We start from the raw sequence: 14,751 nt of genomic DNA on the forward strand, positions 1-14,751 counted from the left end.
AAAACAAATAAAGTATCGGACGTCTCCCCTCTTCTCTCAACATGCTATCGCCACCAGGCCGGCATTAATCCACCAGTTCCGGTTCGCAGCGCGCCATCAATCCCGCCAGGCCGATGCCCAGCGCAATGGCCAGTTTTTCCACCGTCAGCAGCGATGGCGTGGCGGCGCCCCGTTCGATTTCGCCGATGAACGAGCGGTTCAAGTCGGCCGCTTCGGCCAGGCGCTCCTGCGACCAGCCATGCCCTTCGCGCAACTGGCGCACGGCCAGTCCAAACTGTTTGATCAACATGCTGTCCTCATGGGTGGTGGGCAAAGGCGGGGTGGGATGGCGCCGGCGACTCCGGCGCCTCCTGCTGGTTGTGCGCTTGCGTGACATGGCTGCCGGGCGCCACGCTGCGGGTCAGCCAGACATTGCCGCCGATGACGGAGCCCTGGCCGATGGTCACCCGTCCCAGGATCGTCGCGCCCGCATAAATGACCACGTCGTCCTGCACGATGGGATGGCGCGCCAGCCCCTTTTTCAGCACGCCATCAAAGCCGGCTGGAAAGCGCTTGGCGCCCAGGGTGACGGCTTGATAAATGCGTACCCGTTCGCCGATGATGGCCGTCTCGCCGATCACCACGCCCGTGCCATGATCGATGAAAAAGCTGCTGCCGATGATGGCGCCCGGGTGGATGTCGATGCCCGTCTGCGAATGGGCCACTTCGGCGATGATGCGCGCCACCAGCGGCGCGCCGAGCGCATACAAGGTATGCGCCAGGCGGTAATGGATGATGGCCAGGATGCCCGGATAGCACAGCAGCACTTCGTCGACGCTGTGCGCGGCCGGGTCGCCATGGAAGGCGGCCGCCACGTCCGTGTCGAGCCGGGCGCGGATGCGCGGCAGCGCGCGGGCGAAGCGCTGCACGATGGCCAGCGCCTGCTGTTCGATGGACACCGTCTGCTGCAAGCCGTGCTGGCGCGCGTGGTAACTGAGTTCGCGCCGCACCTGTTCGTGCAAGCCCGTGAGCGTCGTGTCGAGCGTGTGGCCGACAAAGAAATCCTCGCTCTCCTGCTGCAGGTCGAGGGGACCCAGGCGCATGGGGAACAGGGCCGCGCACAGGGCTTTGATGATGTCGTGCAAATGCTGGCGCGACGGGAATTCGCGCGCACCGCATTCCTGGCTGCCGGCCAATCCTTCGCGCCACTGCGCGCGCACGGCGCGCAATTCATCGACGATCTGGTGCAGTTCCCATTGCGGCTGCGCGGCAAGGGAGACGGGGGGAATGGCTCGCTGGTTCATGGTGGTCCCGGGAAGCGGGTTAATCTTGCAGCCACGGCAGCGCATGCCAGCGCCAGCCGCCGCTGTGGCCACGCTGCTGCTGTGCGTCGAGGTCGCCCTCGAAGCCTTGCGCGATATTGAAGACGTGCGTAAAACCCGCCTTGGCGGCCGCTTCGGCCGCCAAGGCCGAGCGCTTGCCGCTGCGGCACAGCAGCACCACGACGGCATCCTTGCCGCCCACCTTCGCTTCGAGCTCGCGGGTAAAACGGGGATTGCGGTTCATGGCCGTGCCGGTGGCCCACGCCACGTGCAGCGAGGCGGGCACGTAGCCGACAAAAGTGCGTTCTTCGTTGGTGCGCACGTCGACCAGCACGGCTTTGCCGGCCTGCACCAGTTGCCACGCATCCTGCGCGCTGACGATGCCCGCATACGGCAAGCCCTGGGCCTGCGCCTGGCTGCGCGCGAGATGGAGTACTTCATCAAACGCCGCCTCGCCGTGCGCGGCGCGGGGATCGAAAATCAGTTCTGCAGCAGCCATCTGTCCACCTCTTTATTCCGTCGTCAAAAACCAGCACGAGTCCACTGTAGCGAACTTATGTTGTTCGGAAAACAAATTAAAAAGAGTTTGGAAAGCTGAAAAACAGATATGGGACTACGCGCAGAGCGTCCGCATATGGGGTCAGACCCTCACGCGCGTTGGCGCCAGGCTTTGCGTCAGCTGTGTTGGGGGTCTGACCCCAGCCCTCGCCTGCTCTGCGCCAACGCTCAACCAGCGCGGCGGCGTTCGCGCAGCAAGAAACGGGCAGGATCCAGAGCGGCGGCCAATTGACTCTCCAGCGGCAACGGCTCCCCCTCCAGCTGGCAAGCCAGCAGCTCGGCTGCCAGCGGTGCCCAGATCAGGCCGCGCGAGGCATAACCGAGCAAGCCGAACAGGCCGGGCCAGCGAGGCACGTCGCGCAGGCGCTCGCAGCGGCCCGGTATGCCGGGGTCGGGCAAGGCGCCCGCCAGCGGCAGGCGGTCCGCTGCCATGCAGCGAAAGCCCGTGCGCCCGGCCAGCGGCGCCTCGAACGGGGCCACGTCCAGGATGTCGGCGATCTTCGCGATATTGTCTTCCTGGTTCGATGCGCGCAAGCCGGGGTCCGCGTCCGCATCGTAGCTGGCGCCCACGCACACGACGCCCTGGTGCGCCGGCGTCACGTAGGCTTCGCGGCAGACGACGAACGGCAGCGACGGCAAGCTGCCTTCGGCCAGGTGCGTGACCTGGCCGCGCACGGCGTCCAGCGGCAAGCCGGCCGCCTGTTCGAAATCCACGGCGCCCGTGCCCGCCGCCAGGATGACGGTGGGTGCCGCCGCGATCAGGGCACCGTCCGCATCGCGCACCAGCCATTCGCCGTCGCCACGTTCCAGGCGCAGGGCGCTGCTGGAAAAGCGCCGCGTGAGCAAGGCGCCGCAGGCGTCCAGCATGGCCGCGCAGACGGAAGACGGGCGCGCCCAGCCGCCCTGCTCGAACCACCAGGCGCCATCGGGCGCCGGCGCGCCCAGCATGGCGGTTGCCTCAGGCGCTTCCAGCCAGCGGGCGAATTCACGCGGATACAGGCCGCTGGCGGCGATCTGCCGCTGCACCTGCGCATGCGCCCCGTCGCGCGCCAGGTGCAGCACGCCGCTTTGCGCACCCTCGATGGCGGCGCCGATACCACCCAGGTCTTTCCAGCGCTTCAGCGAGTACAGAAAGGCGGCGCGCACCAGGCGCGTGGCGATATTGTCGTCCTTTGACATCAGCGGCATGAAGATGCCGGCCAGGTTGCCCGACGCTTCGCTCGCAGGCTGCGCGTGGCGTTCGATCAAGGTCACCTTCCAGCCGCGCGCGGCCAGCCGTTCGCAGGCGGCCGCGCCGGCCACGCCCGCGCCGATGACGACGGCGCACCGCTCGGGCGCGGCAACGGCCGCGTACTCGTCGCGCCGCGCATAAAACACGGCGCGCAAACGGCTCTCGTCAAAAACAAAGCCATGCTTTTGCAGCGCCGCGCGCTGCGTCTCGTCCAGGTGCACGGCTTGCAGGTGCGCGCCATCGGCCATCAGGCGCGCCAGCACCGGCGTGGCCGCCGGCACCCAGGCCAGGTGCACTTCATCGACACGCGCCGACAATTGCGCCAGACAGGCATCGGGCTCGCCGATCAGCACATCGAGTGTGACGAGGCCATCGTGCGACACCATGCGGTGCAGACCCGGCACGCAGGGCGGCCACTGTGCGCGCCACTCGTCGGGCAAGTGATGCGCATCGACGGGACGCGGCGCCAGCGCGATGTAATGCAGGCGGCGACCGCCATGCGCGGCGCAGGCGGCGCGCAGGCGGGCACCGTCAAAATCCGTGTCGAGCAGGACCAGGGCGCGGCGCATCAGCGCCCCGCGCGGCAAAAGCAGGCGGGCGCGTGGTCGTTGACCATGCCGATGCCCTGCATGTAGGCGTAGATGATGGTCGAGCCGACGAACTTGAAGCCACGCTTGAGCAAGTCTTTCGACAGTTTGTCGGACAGGGCCGTCTTGGCGGGAAACTCGCCCGGCTGCCAGTTGTTGACGATGGGCTGGCCGTCGACATACGCCCACAAAAAGCTGTCCAGGGTCTGCCCTTCTGCGCGCAGGCGCAAATAGGCTTGGGCATTCGTGATGGCGGCCGCCACCTTCAGGCGGTTGCGCACGATGCCAGGGTCCGCCAGCAGCTGCGCCACCTTGTCCGGGCCATATGCGGCGATCTTTTCCGCATCCCAGTTATCAAAAGCGGCGCGGTAGGTGTCGCGCTTGTTGAGGATGGTTTCCCAGCTCAGGCCAGCCTGCGCGCCTTCCAGGTTCAGCATCTCGAACAGCCGGCGCTCGTCGTGGCAAGGCACGCCCCATTCCGTGTCGTGATACGCAAGGTAGCGGGGATTGGCCGGATTGGCCCAGGAGCAGCGGATGGTGGTCATGGTCGGGTTCTTCATGTGCGGGCAACCGCCAGTATAGTTTATCGGCCGCGCAGGATGCGCCCCAGCTCCTGCAAGCCGTGCGCCATCTCGGCCGGGGGAATCGCCGCAAAGCCCAGCAGCAGCCCGGGCGGCGTGGCGCATTCGGGCCCCGCCGCCGGGTCGGCATAGTGTCCCAGCGGGCGCAGTTCGATGCCCCGCGCCAGGCCCGCGCGCGACACCGCTTCCTCATCGTGACCGCCGCGAAAATACGCGCACAGTTCCAGGCCGCTGTCGGCCGGGCCGCACGCGAGCTGGTCGCCCAGTTCGTGCGCCAGGCCCCGCACCAGCAGGTCGCGCCGTTCGGCATTGCTGTCGCGCGTGCGGCGGATATGCCGGCCAAAGTGGCCTTCGGCGATGAAGTCGGCCAGCGCCATCTGCGGCACGATGGCCGTGTGCCGGTCCATCACGGCCTTGGCCTGCACCAGCGCCTCGGCCAGCGCGGGCGGCGCCACCATGTAACCGAGGCGCAGGCCGGGAAACAGCACCTTCGACAGGGTGCCCACGTACACCACGCAGCCGGCCCGGTCCAGGCTTTGCAGCGACGCCAGCGGCGCGCCCGAGTAACGGTATTCGCTGTCGTAATCGTCTTCCACCAGCCAGGCTTTATTGTGCGCGGCCCAGGCGAGCAAGGCCAGGCGGCGGGGCAAACTCATGCTCACGCCCAGCGGCATCTGGTGCGACGGCGTCACGTAGGCCAGCTTCGCCTGCGGGCAGTGCGCCACGCCGTAGGCCACGTCCAGCCCCTGCGCGTCGACGGGAACAGGGAAGACGCACGCGCCGGCCGCGCGCAGCGGGCCGCTGGCGCCCCGGTAGCCGGGCGACTCCATCCAGGCGGCGTCGCCGGGCGCCAGCAGGATGGTCGACAACAAAAACAGCGCCTGCTGCGAGCCGGACGTGATGACGATTTGCTGCGGCGTGCACTGGACGCCGCGCGACGCCTTCAGGTACACGCACAGCAGTTCGCGCAGCTGCAGGTAGCCGGCCGGGTCGCCGTAGCCGAACTGGTGGTCGGGCCGGCGCCAGCGCCGCGCTTCCAGGCGGTTCCACACATCAAATGGAAAATGGTCGATGCGCGGCATGCCGACGCGGAAGGCGCGCAGCGGCCCCCGGTGGAAGGCCACCTGGCGCATGGCCGTCACCACGCCCTGCCCGCGCGCCGACAGGGGCCGCAGCAGGCCGGGCACAGCTGCCGGCGGCACAGGCAGCGGCACCTCGCGGCTGACAAAGGTGCCTCGCCCGACGGCACCATCGAGGTAGCCTTCGGCCGTCAGCAGCGCATACGCATTGAGCACCGTCTGGCGCGACACGGCCAGCAGGCGGCAAAAATCGCGCGTGGGCGGCAGCTGCATGCCGGGGCTCATGCGCCCGTCGAGGACGGCCGCCTTGATGGCCGCATACAGCTGGCGGAACAGCGGTTCGCTGGCGCCGCGCTGCAGCGGCAAGGCGGCGATAAGCTGGTTCAGGTGGGAAGCTGGCATAGTGTGGCTCTCGAATTGGTATCTTCAAGATAGCACTTATTGGCTGTTTTAAATAGCCAAGACTGGCGCTAAGATGGCGTATTCCTCTACTTTTGCGGAGCAACCATGCATCAGTTTTTTGCCACCGTGGCCTGGCAGCGCGACGGCCAGGATTTCGCCGGCCAGCGCTACAGCCGCGGCCATGAATGGCAGTTCGACGGCGGCCTGACGGTACCCGCCTCGTCGTCGCCCCTGTCCGTGCCGCTGCCCATGTCGGTGGCGGAAAACATCGACCCGGAAGAGGCGCTGGTGGCCGCCACGTCGAGCTGCCACATGCTGTTTTTCCTGTCGCTGGCGGCCCAGCGCGGCTACGTCATCGACGATTACCGCGACGATGCGGTCGGCGAACTGGGCAAGAATGCACAAGGCCGCCTGGCCATGACGCGCATCGTGCTGCGTCCGCGCATCGCCTTCGCGGGAACGCCGCCCTCGCCCGAGGCCTTGGCCGCCCTGCACCACGATGCGCACGAGCGCTGCTACATCGCCAATTCGCTGACGGCCGACGTCGTCGTGCAAGGAGCCTAGTAAATGTACACGCCCGCCACCTTCCGCGAAGAGCGCCTCGACGTGCTGCATGGTCTGATCGACAGTCACCCGCTGGGCGCGCTCGTGCGCCACGGTGCCGATGGCTTGTGCGCCGACCATCTGCCGTTCGAGATCGCCGCGCCCACGCTTGATGCGCCATTCGGCATCCTGCGCGCCCACGTGGCGCGCGCCAACCCGCTCTGGCGCGCCGCCGGCGGGAGCGACGACGCACTGGTGATCTTCCAGGGGCCGCACGCCTACATCACGCCCGCCTGGTATGCGGAAAAGCAGCGCAGCGGCAAGGAGGTGCCCACCTTTAACTATGCGGTGGTGCACGCGCATGGCCCCCTGCGCGCCATCGACGACGCGGCGTGGCTGCTGGGACTGGTGGAGCGGCTGACGGCGCGCCACGAGGCGGATCAAGCCGCGCCGTGGAAGGTGGGCGACGCGCCGGCCGGCTATATCGACAAGCTATTGAAAGCCATCGTCGGCATCGAGATTCCCCTCACGCGCCTGGAAGGAAAATGGAAGCTGGGCCAGAACCGCAGCATGCAGGACCAGGCCAGCATGGCGCACGGCCTGGCGCTCGATCATCACCCCGGCCCGGCGCAGGCGCTGGGCGCGCTGATCGCCGCCAACGTCACGCCAGCCAGCTGACGGCCGCCGAAAACGTCAAAAACGACAGCGCCGTCGACACTAAAATGATGCGGGCGATGCGCGTCGTCGCTGTGCTCCCGATGATGCGCAAGGCGCGGGGCGCGCCCCGTGACGTTGACTGTCCCCTCACGCCAGCCAGCTGACGGCCGCCGAAAACGTCAAAAACGACAGCGCCGTCGACACTAAAATGATGCGGGCGATGCGCGCCGTGTTCGCGCCGAAGCGTTCCGACAGCAGCGCGACGTTGCTGGCGCTGGGCAGGCAGGCCACCAGCACCATGCAGGTCAGCGCGAACGGATCGAGCGGCGCGCCGAGCGCGATGGCCGCGTGGCCGATGCCCCACACCAGCAGAGGATGCAGCAGCAGTTTTTTCAGCGCCACGGGCACATATTCTCCCAGCGGCGCCGGGTCGCTCGTGCTCATCTGCGAACGGGCCAGCACGGCGCCGATGGTAAACAGGGCAACGGGAGAGGCGGCATCGGCCAGCAGGCCCACCGTCTGCGTCAAAGGCTTGGGCAAGGCCAGTTCCAGCCACGACGACAGGGCACCGAGCACGATCGCCCACGGCATCGGGTTGCCCGCCATGCCCTTCAAGGCGTTGACGACGGCGGCGCGGCTGCCGTGCGCGCCGCCGCTGCCGATGCGCGACAGGGCGATGCACAGCGAGCTGGTAATGAGCATGTCGACGACGATGGTGACGATGACGGGGCCCGAGGAACGGGGTCCGAGCAAGGTCAATAGCAGGGGCACGCCCATGAAGCCCGTGTTCGGGAAGGCCGCCACCAGCGCGCCGAAGGCAGCATTGTTCCAGTCGATGCGGTGGCTCAGAGTCATGGCCGTGGTGACGCCCACCATGATCAGGGCGCACAGCAGATAGACGCCGAACACGCTGGCGTCGAGCAGTTGCGCGACGGGCGTGGCGGCGCCGAAGCGGTACAGCATGCACGGCAGCGCGAAGTACAGGACAAAACTGTTCAAGCCGCTGATGGCGGCCAGCGGCAGCAGCGTGCGCCGCACGGCCAGATAGCCGCACAGCACCAGGGCGAAGAAGGGAAAGGTGATGGCAAGGATGGTCAGCATGAAACGCCATTGTAGCGCGCCGCACTGGCCGGCCGCCTGGCGCAAAAAAAGGCCGCTCGCGCGGCCCAAGGAGGTTTCGGAAAAAACGCCGGGGGCAAGCTATGGCTTGAGCTGGGCGCGGATCTCGCCGGCCGGGTAGGCCGCGCTGTGCACGTTCACATACAGGTTGCCGGCCTGGTAGCTCGCATACTGGGGCGGCGTCAGCATGGTGTTCGGCGGCACGGCAAACATGCCTTCGGCGGTTTTCACCAGCGGCACGATGACGGGGCCGTTGACGCCCGCCGGCGCTTCATGGATATGCGCGACGGTGGCCACCATGCCCGAGTAGCGCACGCCCCCGCTGACGCTGCGGTCGTGCGCGACGCGGATATTGCTGCTGCCGCTGGCCATGCTGGTATTGGCCGGCACTTCCTGCGCGCCCGTCAGGGTGACGTCATGGCCGCCCGGGTGATGCGGGCCATGGGAACAGGCGCCCAGCAGGGCGGCCAGCGCCAGCACGCTGGCGGCGCGGCGTAGGTGTTGCGGCAATGTGGTCATCGCAGTACTCCTTCAACGGACATCGGATCACGGATGGCGCCATGCCCGCACAGCCGGGTCTGCGCCGCACTTGAGTTGCATGGTGCGACAGTAACGCCATGCCGTGCAGTCCGTCTTGCTTTGCGACAAACTTGGCGCGCGCCCGCCACCCGGCCTCAGACCAGATGCCCTTCCGCCACCCAGCCCCGATTGGCGGCTGGCGCCTTCGGCTTGGGCGCGATGCCGCTGCTTTTTTCAGCATCGAGGATGATGCTGCGCATGCTGTCGCTGGCGGCAGGCCCTGGCGCGAACGCGTAATACTCATCATTGATGGGCAAGCCCGTCGTGGCGTCCACCAGCACCGGATCGGCGGCCAGGCCCGTGTCGCGGCTGGCGATGACGAGGCTGGCGCCTTCGGGCGCGAAGTTTTCATTGCCCCAGGCGATAAACGCCAGCAAGACGGGCTTGAAGGCGCGGCCGGACTTGGTCAGCACATAGTCGTAGCGGGGCGGCTTGGCGCAATACAGGCGGCGCGTCATCAAGCCCCCTTCCACCAGGTCGGCCAGGCGGCGCGTCAGGATGGTGGGCGCGATCTTGAGGCTTTTTTCAAATTCGTCGAAGCGCGTCTTGCCATAAAACGCTTCGCGCAGGATGAGGATGCTCCACCATTCGCCGACCTTGCCCAGGCTGCGCGCAATCGGGCAAGGCAAATTATTAAAGTTGGTATGTTTCATGACCGTCTCCTCACGTTGATCCAACACAACAATTAAAAAAAAATCCTACGGTTGCCACACGGAAACTTAGTTACTATCGCTTTGCAAGCCGTCTCCCGCCCCGTGGAGGGCTTGAAAATACGCGAAAACTCACACTTTTCTTGCTCCAGTACAATCATGCTTAGTCCAGCTTCTCCCGTCCCGGTGTGCGAAACGGCGTCAGAGAATGTTGTTTCCCGTCCGTTTTTCACCTGATACGCTTACGATGACTTCTTTGAAATTTGCCTCCCTGCCAATGTTGCTCGCCCTCTCCCTCTGCCAGACCACCGCCGCCGCCACCGTTTCCTCCGCATCGTTCCAGGCCACCTTCGTCGTCCACGAAGCGTGCACCGTCGTCTCGCAGCGCGGTAGCACCCAGGTGCGCTGCCAGTACAACACGCCCTATCTGCTGCAACAGCAGGCGACGCCATCGGACACCGGCCTCATCACCGTCACGTTCTAAAAATAGATCGTTGCCGTCACCGTGTCCTTGTAGTCGCCGGGGCGCGGCGACACCTGCGCCGGCACGCGGCCGTAAATCGTCAGCGGCACGCTGGCGCCCGTGCCCGTGCCTGTCACCATGCTGGTGCCTGACGTGCCATCGCCCCAGAGCGGGCCATCGAGCGTCGACGACAGCAGGTAGCTGACCTTGTCCGTCGTTACAATGTTTTTCATTTGCCGGTTCGCCACGTTGGCCGCCACGCTGCCGCCGTTCAGGGCAATCTGGTAGGCATTGTTGTTCACGCAGCGCACGGACAAGGTACTGGTGCTGCGCAAGTTGCCCGTCAGGATGGAAGCGTTCGCGAACGCCATCGGACTGGCCGCGATGGTGCAGTCGTTGACGGCCGTGGCATTGACCGCGAAACCGAAGCTGCCGCTGCTGGCCGTGCAGCCAAACAGGTTGACGAGGCCATACGTGGTGTAGGTGTAGGTGCCCTGGCCGGCAAAGCTCGACGTGTACACCGTATTGGCGTTGGCGGCCGTGGGCACGGCGGCCAGGGCCGTGCCAGCGGGTATCCTGGCATACACGGTAAAGGTGGTGGAATACGTGCCGGGCGGGGCCAGCAAGCCGGCCGACAAAATGATGCCGAAGGTCGACGGCGCGCCCGCCACGCCGGCGCCGCCCCATATCTTCGCCGTGGCATACGAATTGTCCACGTACACGTTGTACTCCATGCGGTTGCTGCCATTGCCCAGCTTGCGCGGCAGGGCCGAGGTGGAATTCGTGCCCAGCCCCAGCGAGATGCACACTTGTGCGTTGGGCGTGAGCAACTGCCCCAGGTTCAGCGACGAAAACAGGCAGCTGAAGGTGCCCGTTGCCTGCGCCACGTAATCGCTGCCGGAAATCGGGCTGACGGCGCCGAAATCGATATTCGTCATGCTCACCGTGCAGGTATCGGCCGCCTGCGCCGCGCCGCCCCAGGCGCATCCCAGCAGCAGGGTCAGACATGGCAGCAGGCGGCGCATCAGCGGCCTCCCCCGGCGCCGGCGGCAGCGCAGCGCAGCGGCCCGATCACGGGCAAGCCGCCCGCGGCAGGACGCACATAGGCAAAACCTACCGTGCATGCGCTGTCGCCCTCGCCGACTTGCAGCTGATTCTGCTCGAGCAGATCGTCGACGAACACCATGCCGTCAAATCCCATGACCGTCTGCTTGCCGCTTTGCACATGCAGCACGGGCAAGCCCGTGGCCAGCGGCTTGCCGTCGGCGCCTTGCACGATGACGGTGGCGGCGCTGTAGCGTTCGACGGGAAAGACGGCCAGCACGCCCGCCAGCTGTTGCGGCACGACATTCATATTGGTCACGGGCACGCGCGCGTCAACGTCGAGCTCATCCGTGGCGATGCTGATCTGGTTATTGCCATAAGGATTCAAATTCGGTACCAGCAGATAGCCGCCCCTGTCCGTCACGCCGATCTGGCGGTTTTCATGCAACACGGGAATATTGCCCACACCGCCAGTGGACACCAGCGCAAAACCGCTGCCCACCTGGCGCGCCGCCTCGACATGACCATCCATCAGCACCAGCGCGCCGGCCGCGCCCAGCGAGGAGGCATTGCCCATGCCGCCGCTTTGCGTGCGCGCATTCACGCGGCCGTTATTGCCCAGGTATTCCACTTGCGCTTGCCGATAGGCATTGCGGCCCACCGTGCCAGCCTGCAAGTTCCAGCCGACACCGCCGCCAAAGTCCGCCGCGCGCTGCGCGCTGACGCTGCGGCCGCTCTCGCCGTTTTGCCGGCTGCCGCTCGTGCTGATGGCCAGATTGTTGTCGAAGGCCATGCTCAAGCCGACATAAAAGCCCCGCTTCTCGCGTTGCCGCAAATCCTGGAACAGGCTGGCGTTCAGGAACAGGCCGTGAAACAGGGTCGCCGAATAGCCCAAGGTGGCCAGCTTCGATGACGGTGCGCCGGGCGTGCGGTAGCCGATATAACTGCTGCTGATACTGCTTCCCGCCGGCAAAGGCAGGCTCACGGTGACGCGGTCCGCCGCGCGCACCACGGGGCTGCCATCACGCGAAGCGAGGTCGCCAAACCCGGCGCTGGCGTGCACGCTGTACGCATCGACGCTGAAGCTTGGCCCCACATATTGGTACCCGGCGCCCAGCTGCGCACCACGGCTGCGGCCGGCGCTGGCCGACAGCGAGCCGCTGAGCACGCCCGCCTGGCCCAGCCGCACCAGCGCGCCCGCCCCCGCCTGGTACAGGCCGGCAGCCAGTTCCGCATGGCCTTCGATGGTGAAGCTGTCGCTGACGCCATGGCGGCCGGAAGCGCTGGCAAGCAGTTGCCGCTCGTAGCCGAACAGGCGGCGGCCATAGTCGCGCCGCACGGCGCCCGCCTCGACCGAGTAATCGCTCAAGCCGCTGGCCAGCATGCGCGTGTCGACATACAGGGGCAGCACGGTCGTCACGCTGCGCCCCAGTGCATCGCGCGTGATGAGGGTGGCTTGTCCCGCGCCATTGATGCCGGCCACCTGGTTCAGCACAAACGGACCGCTGGGCACGCTGGCAGCATATTGCTGCACGCCATTCACATACAGGCTCAGCGACGAAGGCACGAGCGCCGTGCCATCGACGGAGGCGACGGGAAAGGTCAGCAGGTCCGGGCGCAGCTGGAAGTTCTTGCGTCACTGCACGCCGCCCACGCGCACGGCGCGGCTCCAGCTGAGCGATGAGGAGATCAGGTCGCCCACTTGCCACGTTTGCAGGGTCTCGGGGTCGGCATGGCTCCAGAAAGTGTCAAAGCGCATGTACTTGCGCTGGTCTCCCCCCAGGTTCACGGTACCCGTATGGCTGAACACGCCGCTGTCATTGAAATAGCGCAAGTCGTTGAAGATGGCCGCGCGCCGTGTCCGGCCCAGTTCCGCATAGGCTTCGTAATCGAGCACGGCGCCGGGCGTGACGCGCGACGGCGGCGTCTGCGGCGCCAGGCGCGCATCGATGCGGTACGGCGCGCGCAAGTCGTCCGTCACCTGCAGCGATACGCTCTGGCGCGCCGCATCATATTCATAGCTGAGTCCGGGAACCGCATCGAGCGCCACCTCGGTCTGACCGGGCGCGACCAGGCGCGCCGGGTCCAGCCCCAGCTGCTGCAAGTTCGCCACACTGCTGCGCAAGGTTTTGCCCACCTGGGTAAAACGCAAGATCAGCCCGGTTGAAACAGCATTCACACTTACCTCCAGATACAGTTCATTCGGCGCCGCCGGATCGGTGGGCAAGCTGGCCGGCCCCGGATCGGCGCCCGTCACGGCCGCCGCGCCATCGGCCCCGGCCAGCGGCGCCATGACCAGCAACAACAACGCTGCCAGCGCGCGTTTCATGGTTCACGCCGGTCGCGCCCGCCATGGCGGCCATGTTCAAGGTGTCGAATTCTTGGCAATGAGCGCCTTCGCATTCACATTGACCGCAATACTCAACGGCCCATCCAGTTCGGCCTCCCTGGCGACGGGCAGGCGCCATACGCGCATGCGTTCGGCCAGGACATAACCAAACAGCCCCTTGCTGACGGCAAACTCCTTGCCCGCCTGGTTCGTCAACGTCATCGCCCCGATCTGCGCATGGACATTGCCGCTGTTCTTGATACGCAACATCCACTCGCCCCGCTCGCGGAAGACTTGCCAGTCGAGCACTTCCTTGCCCGGCGCAGCGGCCGGCAGCACGAAAACGGGCACCGAATAGCGCAGGCGGATATCGACGCCGCTGCGACCCGCATCATCCTCGCGGCTGATTTCATCGATGAGCACGCGATACGTCTTTTCCTGCGCGACAGGGCCAGCCTGGGCACGCACGAGGCGGATGGTCTGCCGGCTGTTGGCGGCGATTTCGACGATCGGCGGACTGGCCACCAGCTCCTGCGTCGGCGCCAGCACTTCTTCGCCATCGCGCTGGTCCCAGGCGAACACCCGCACCTGCCCGTAGATGGCTTGGTCGCCGAGATTTTGCAAGTTGATACCCGCGGCATTCTGAGCGGCGCGCAAATTGAGCGTCACCGGCGAAATCTGCAAATTGGCGCCGTTCGCGCCGGCGGCGCAGCAGGCCAGCAGCGCCAGTACGCTTTTCAGCAGCGACATCGAACCGGCGTTCACGCAGCGCCTGGCTTAAAAGTACACGGTGGCCGTGATGGTCGACTTGTAGGTATCAGGCGCCGGCGTCGCCTGCGGCGGAATGTTGCCGTACACCGTGAGCGGCTGCGACGCGCCGTTGCCGGTGCCGCCGACGGTATTCGTGCCCTGCGTATCGCCCCACAAGGTGCTGCCGGCCGTCTGGAACAGGTTGAATTGCACCGTCCCCAGGTTGCCGCCCGTGCCGCTCAGATAGCGCGTGGTGCCGCTTGAGCCCGTGCCCGTACCCGCCGTCAAGCCCACGTTGTACGGCGTGGTATTGGTGCAGGTGACATTCACGGTCGTATTGACGTTCACGGCAGTAGCCAGTACGCCCTGACTTTGGCCAAAGTCGAGATTGGCAGCCGCAATGGTGCAGTTGGCGATGATTTTCAGGGTCACGTCAAAGGTCGTGGTATTGCTGCCGTTCAAATACACAGCGGCATCGGCGTAGCCAGGCAGGAGGGCCGTCGCGGCAAGGACGACACTGGCGGCAGCGGTCAAGCGGGGTGAAATAACTCGCAACATGATACCTCCTGATGACGGAACATCATTAATGCGCCCATCGGCATGAAGGGCTCGAGGATAGTCACGGTATTGCCGGCGTTTTCTGGGGCACGCAAACCAGGACGACAACATACTTGCGCCGAGAGTCAGAAAGCGAGGGACTCCGGCATTGTTTGCAGCATTGGCAAAACAGATTTTTTGGCAATCGACATTGCTTAAAATCAATGCATGAGTGAATTATTGGCGATATAGGAAATCCGCGCTTCTTCTCGCGGAGAAACATCTTTTGAAATACGAGAAAAGCAGAAAAAAAAGAAAAAGCGAGGCATAATAAGCCACAA

General features: G+C 65.8%; 17 protein-coding genes. 3 read left to right on the top strand and 14 right to left on the bottom strand.

The genetic code is table 11. The features are described from left to right. Nucleotides 1–64: 64 nt before the first annotated feature. The 6 genes from OX462_RS25470 to OX462_RS25495 form a co-directional block, all read right to left on the bottom strand. Nucleotides 65–289 carry a helix-turn-helix domain-containing protein gene (locus tag OX462_RS25470; protein ID WP_070312556.1) on the bottom strand — a complete coding sequence of 75 codons (225 nt, stop codon included), beginning with the start codon at nt 287–289 and terminating at the stop codon, nt 65–67. A 7-nt stretch (nt 290–296) separates the two neighbouring features. Continuing rightward, a complete protein-coding gene (gene epsC, locus OX462_RS25475; RefSeq protein ID WP_409027347.1) occupies nt 297–1,283 on the bottom strand; it encodes a serine O-acetyltransferase EpsC in 987 nt (328 codons plus the stop codon). A 19-nt stretch (nt 1,284–1,302) separates the two neighbouring features. Continuing rightward, the gene (locus OX462_RS25480; RefSeq protein ID WP_083287967.1) at nt 1,303–1,800 is read right to left on the bottom strand and encodes a rhodanese-like domain-containing protein; all 498 of its coding nucleotides are present in this window, start codon (nt 1,798–1,800) and stop codon (nt 1,303–1,305) included. A gap of 227 nt (nt 1,801–2,027) precedes the next feature. Next, nucleotides 2,028–3,659 carry an FAD-dependent 5-carboxymethylaminomethyl-2-thiouridine(34) oxidoreductase MnmC1 gene (mnmC, locus tag OX462_RS25485; protein ID WP_409027348.1) on the bottom strand — a complete coding sequence of 544 codons (1,632 nt, stop codon included), beginning with the start codon at nt 3,657–3,659 and terminating at the stop codon, nt 2,028–2,030. Then, nucleotides 3,659–4,222 (bottom strand): DNA-3-methyladenine glycosylase I, encoded by a 564-nt coding sequence (locus OX462_RS25490; RefSeq protein ID WP_409027349.1) that lies wholly within the window; start codon nt 4,220–4,222, stop codon nt 3,659–3,661. Before OX462_RS25490 ends, mnmC begins: the two co-directional genes overlap by 1 nt. Before the next feature lie 38 nt (nt 4,223–4,260). After that, nucleotides 4,261–5,739, bottom strand: a complete 1,479-nt coding sequence (locus OX462_RS25495) for a MocR-like pyridoxine biosynthesis transcription factor PdxR (RefSeq protein WP_409027350.1) — start codon at nt 5,737–5,739, stop codon at nt 4,261–4,263. 105 nt (nt 5,740–5,844) lie between these two features. On the opposite strand from OX462_RS25495, the gene OX462_RS25500 reads away from it, so the two are divergent. Both OX462_RS25500 and OX462_RS25505 read left to right on the top strand, forming a co-directional pair. Beyond that, nucleotides 5,845–6,303: an OsmC family protein gene (locus tag OX462_RS25500; protein ID WP_409027351.1), complete on the top strand. Its 459-nt coding sequence runs from the start codon at nt 5,845–5,847 to the stop codon at nt 6,301–6,303. A gap of 3 nt (nt 6,304–6,306) precedes the next feature. Then, a complete protein-coding gene (locus OX462_RS25505; protein ID WP_409027352.1) occupies nt 6,307–6,960 on the top strand; it encodes an FMN-binding negative transcriptional regulator in 654 nt (217 codons plus the stop codon). A 126-nt stretch (nt 6,961–7,086) separates the two neighbouring features. Here OX462_RS25505 and OX462_RS25510 read toward each other — a convergent pair whose 3' ends face one another. From OX462_RS25510 to OX462_RS25520, 3 genes are all read right to left on the bottom strand, one after another. Further along, entirely contained in the window at nt 7,087–8,040 is a 954-nt protein-coding gene (locus tag OX462_RS25510; RefSeq protein ID WP_409027353.1) for an AEC family transporter, read from the bottom strand. Nucleotides 8,041–8,139: 99 nt separating this feature from the next. Next, nucleotides 8,140–8,577, bottom strand: a complete 438-nt coding sequence (locus tag OX462_RS25515) for a CHRD domain-containing protein (RefSeq protein WP_409027354.1) — start codon at nt 8,575–8,577, stop codon at nt 8,140–8,142. Between the two features lie 155 nt (nt 8,578–8,732). Next, nucleotides 8,733–9,290, bottom strand: coding sequence for a winged helix-turn-helix transcriptional regulator (locus OX462_RS25520; protein ID WP_070312550.1), 558 nt, complete (start codon nt 9,288–9,290; stop codon nt 8,733–8,735). A 244-nt stretch (nt 9,291–9,534) separates the two neighbouring features. Here OX462_RS25520 and OX462_RS25525 point away from each other — a divergent pair, with 244 nt between their 5' ends. After that, complete coding sequence (locus OX462_RS25525; protein WP_139143745.1) at nt 9,535–9,771, top strand: hypothetical protein; 237 nt, start codon at nt 9,535–9,537, stop codon at nt 9,769–9,771. On the opposite strand, the gene OX462_RS25530 is transcribed toward OX462_RS25525, so the two are convergent. From OX462_RS25530 to OX462_RS25550, 5 genes are read right to left on the bottom strand one after another with little or no spacing between them, the layout of a single operon-like run. Then, nucleotides 9,768–10,775 carry a Csu type fimbrial protein gene (locus OX462_RS25530; protein WP_070292382.1) on the bottom strand — a complete coding sequence of 336 codons (1,008 nt, stop codon included), beginning with the start codon at nt 10,773–10,775 and terminating at the stop codon, nt 9,768–9,770. The two genes, OX462_RS25525 and OX462_RS25530, sit on opposite strands and share 4 nt — an antisense overlap. Further along, on the bottom strand, nt 10,775–12,415 hold the full coding sequence (locus OX462_RS25535; RefSeq protein ID WP_409028783.1) for a fimbria/pilus outer membrane usher protein: 1,641 nt from the start codon (nt 12,413–12,415) through the stop codon (nt 10,775–10,777). Before OX462_RS25535 ends, OX462_RS25530 begins: the two co-directional genes overlap by 1 nt. Nucleotides 12,416–12,430: 15 nt before the next feature. After that, entirely contained in the window at nt 12,431–13,123 is a 693-nt protein-coding gene (locus OX462_RS25540) for a fimbria/pilus outer membrane usher protein (RefSeq protein WP_409027355.1), read from the bottom strand. A 36-nt stretch (nt 13,124–13,159) separates the two neighbouring features. After that, entirely contained in the window at nt 13,160–13,888 is a 729-nt protein-coding gene (locus OX462_RS25545; protein WP_227742093.1) for a fimbrial biogenesis chaperone, read from the bottom strand. Between the two features lie 12 nt (nt 13,889–13,900). Continuing rightward, entirely contained in the window at nt 13,901–14,431 is a 531-nt protein-coding gene (locus OX462_RS25550; protein ID WP_070221609.1) for a Csu type fimbrial protein, read from the bottom strand. Between the last annotated feature and the right edge of the window lie 320 nt (nt 14,432–14,751).

The sequence above is a fragment of the Janthinobacterium aestuarii genome, from assembly GCF_046113285.1.
Lineage (GTDB): Bacteria > Pseudomonadota > Gammaproteobacteria > Burkholderiales > Burkholderiaceae_D > Janthinobacterium.

What these genes read in the sequence shown, in the direction of transcription:
- OX462_RS25470 (WP_070312556.1), bottom strand. Translation starts at nt 289, where the DNA reads ATGTTGATCAAACAGTTTGGACTGGCCGTGCGCCAGTTGCGCGAAGGG.
- epsC (WP_409027347.1), bottom strand. Translation starts at nt 1,283, where the DNA reads ATGAACCAGCGAGCCATTCCCCCCGTCTCCCTTGCCGCGCAGCCGCAA.
- OX462_RS25480 (WP_083287967.1), bottom strand. Translation starts at nt 1,800, where the DNA reads ATGGCTGCTGCAGAACTGATTTTCGATCCCCGCGCCGCGCACGGCGAG.
- mnmC (WP_409027348.1), bottom strand. Translation starts at nt 3,659, where the DNA reads ATGCGCCGCGCCCTGGTCCTGCTCGACACGGATTTTGACGGTGCCCGC.
- OX462_RS25490 (WP_409027349.1), bottom strand. Translation starts at nt 4,222, where the DNA reads ATGACCACCATCCGCTGCTCCTGGGCCAATCCGGCCAATCCCCGCTAC.
- OX462_RS25495 (WP_409027350.1), bottom strand. Translation starts at nt 5,739, where the DNA reads ATGCCAGCTTCCCACCTGAACCAGCTTATCGCCGCCTTGCCGCTGCAG.
- OX462_RS25500 (WP_409027351.1), top strand. Translation starts at nt 5,845, where the DNA reads ATGCATCAGTTTTTTGCCACCGTGGCCTGGCAGCGCGACGGCCAGGAT.
- OX462_RS25505 (WP_409027352.1), top strand. Translation starts at nt 6,307, where the DNA reads ATGTACACGCCCGCCACCTTCCGCGAAGAGCGCCTCGACGTGCTGCAT.
- OX462_RS25510 (WP_409027353.1), bottom strand. Translation starts at nt 8,040, where the DNA reads ATGCTGACCATCCTTGCCATCACCTTTCCCTTCTTCGCCCTGGTGCTG.
- OX462_RS25515 (WP_409027354.1), bottom strand. Translation starts at nt 8,577, where the DNA reads ATGACCACATTGCCGCAACACCTACGCCGCGCCGCCAGCGTGCTGGCG.
- OX462_RS25520 (WP_070312550.1), bottom strand. Translation starts at nt 9,290, where the DNA reads ATGAAACATACCAACTTTAATAATTTGCCTTGCCCGATTGCGCGCAGC.
- OX462_RS25525 (WP_139143745.1), top strand. Translation starts at nt 9,535, where the DNA reads ATGACTTCTTTGAAATTTGCCTCCCTGCCAATGTTGCTCGCCCTCTCC.
- OX462_RS25530 (WP_070292382.1), bottom strand. Translation starts at nt 10,775, where the DNA reads ATGCGCCGCCTGCTGCCATGTCTGACCCTGCTGCTGGGATGCGCCTGG.
- OX462_RS25540 (WP_409027355.1), bottom strand. Translation starts at nt 13,123, where the DNA reads ATGAAACGCGCGCTGGCAGCGTTGTTGTTGCTGGTCATGGCGCCGCTG.
- OX462_RS25550 (WP_070221609.1), bottom strand. Translation starts at nt 14,431, where the DNA reads ATGTTGCGAGTTATTTCACCCCGCTTGACCGCTGCCGCCAGTGTCGTC.